The 2,065-nt window shown below is 60.6% G+C and carries 4 protein-coding genes; all 4 read right to left on the reverse strand.

Features of this window, described 5'->3' with window-relative positions:
• On the reverse strand, window positions 1-485 hold a 485-nt coding region (locus H5U38_10630; protein MBC7187479.1), incomplete at its 3' end, for an AMP-binding protein.
• A gap of 55 nt (window positions 486-540) precedes the next feature.
• Window positions 541-882: an alkylmercury lyase gene (locus tag H5U38_10635; GenBank protein MBC7187480.1), complete on the reverse strand. Its 342-nt coding sequence runs from the start codon at window positions 880-882 to the stop codon at window positions 541-543.
• 63 nt (window positions 883-945) lie between these two features.
• Window positions 946-1,287, reverse strand: coding sequence for a hypothetical protein (locus tag H5U38_10640; protein MBC7187481.1), 342 nt, complete (start codon window positions 1,285-1,287; stop codon window positions 946-948).
• A 249-nt stretch (window positions 1,288-1,536) separates the two neighbouring features.
• Window positions 1,537-1,863, reverse strand: a complete 327-nt coding sequence (locus tag H5U38_10645; protein MBC7187482.1) for a Smr/MutS family protein — start codon at window positions 1,861-1,863, stop codon at window positions 1,537-1,539.
• Window positions 1,864-2,065 lie beyond the last annotated feature (202 nt).

The raw sequence follows: 2,065 nt of genomic DNA on the forward strand, positions 1-2,065 counted from the left end.
GGCAGCGTCGTCTCCCTGGCCTGTTCGTCGATCAGCTTGCTCAGGTTTTCCACTTTGTACGGCAAATCCCGACGCTCGATGGGATCAAGACCCACCAGCAATTTCAAGTCCCCGAGCCGCTTCTCTTCGACCTTGTGCACCAGCTTGCTGGCGACAAAGAGCACCTTTGCCCCGGAGTTGCGGATAATGTGATGCACCTCTGACTTGTGAAAGTCAGGAAGAATGGGAACAACCACCGCGCCCATGCTGACGACCGCCAAGTAGGCGATGCCCCATTGCGGGCTATTTTCCCCGAGGATCGCCACTCTATCCCCCTGCTTGACACCCCTCTTCTTCAGCGCGTGGGCCGTAGCCACCACCGCCCGCTTGAGGTCATTGTAGGTGAGCGGCGGTTCATCGACGAAAGAGACGGCAATGTGGGGGCCGTATTTCGCAAAACTCGTTTCGGCCAGGCACCGGAGCGTCAACTCGTCCAAGGTGTACATAACGATGTCTCCTCAGTTTGACGGCAACATGCTGACCAGCCGATGCTGGTCAAGCCTATGACCCGGACTTCCCGCGGTGGGAAGTGCCGCCCCGCAGTTTGCTAATTTGCTGACGGATGAATTCCTTCGGTAGCACACCCGTCCTCATTCCGTTGACGACGTAGACACGGCAGGCAAAGTTCGTTTCCCGCGGTTTCTCTTCCGTGTAGATGTCAACGCCGTCGACTAACACGGTTGGCGACCCGGCGAACTGCATCCGCCGTGCCTCTTCGGCGTCCCTTACTTCCGTGACCTGCACCTCATCTGGGAGCAAGAAGCCCTCCGCTGTCAGCTCCTCAAGGTGCCGCCACGTCTCTGCGGCGTGGGGACATCCGGCAAAGTACTGGAACTCGACCATGGGGAGATTCCTCTCGGCCTCGTCGGGGTAGATCGCGCCCATCACGGTTGCTGGGGGGCGCCCTCACTTCATCGGGTGTGCCTCTTTGGCGGTCACGGTGAACGACTCGTACAGGCTAAGGCAAACGCCCAACACAAAGACCGTCCAAAGGAGCGGGATCGCAAAGCCGGCGATCTCTCCACCCAGGATGGAGGCCACAAAGACGTGAACGCGATTGACCAGGGGCCGGGCCACCACCGAGACGGCCGAAGCCAGAACCACCGCCGTGATCATTTTGGCCAAATTGAGCCTGAGCCCACCGAAGAAGCCAACCACGTACATGAGCACGCCCACAATGAAGGCGACCCACGTGGCAGTGGGACCAAAGTTGAGCGAGTATGTTGCCGGGTCTTGAATCAAGGCCACCTCCCGATCTCCGTCGCAGAATGCCCCGCCGGCGCTTGGGCCGGAAACTGCTGCTAATTTAGTGAGGAAAAACAAGGATGTCAAGCACAAATTGGCGCATGCTAAGCCTCTGGTTGCGGCACTCCGGGTGCCTCACGAGGCTATGCATGCCGGCGGCGAGAGGGTCCTTGCGGAACTGTGGAGCCATAACTGGCGGCCTGGCCGAGCGCCGCGAAAGGGAAGTCCGGCAGCGCGCGGGAGGAGCTCCGGTCAAGGAGCCGTACCTGCCTGGCTCTTGTCACACCGGAGGAGGGCAATCGTCGCGCCCCAGCCACCTGCCTCGGGCGGGGCATCGCCAAAGGCCTCCACCAGCGGATGTGAGCGCAGCAGGCGGTGGACTGCCCACTTCAGCTTGCTTCGCCCTTTGCCATGGACGATGCGCACCCGCGCAAAGCCTGAGGCGCAGGCATGGCGCAAGAACTCGTCCACCACCTCTGGCACTTGTTCCGGGAAGAATCCGTGGAGGTCGAGCTCGTCCTTCACCACGAAGAACTCAGGCAGATCTTCAGCAAGAGGAGGCTCATCACGGCCGTTCATACCGCTGGAGAGAAGAATGGATTAGACTCACTTGTTCGGAGTGCAACAAGTGGGCTTCCCATTTTGAGCCAGCACCCTGTCCAGCAGTGAGCGCACCCTCTCCGTCACCTCATAGCCAGGAAGCTCGCCCAAAGGGACCCACGCTGCGGCCGCCGCGTCGCTTGCCGGGCGAAGAATTCCGCGGTGATACTGGCCTGAGAAG

The sequence above is a fragment of the Calditrichota bacterium genome (assembly GCA_014359355.1).
Lineage (GTDB): Bacteria > Zhuqueibacterota > Zhuqueibacteria > JANLFK01 > Oleimicrobiaceae > Oleimicrobium.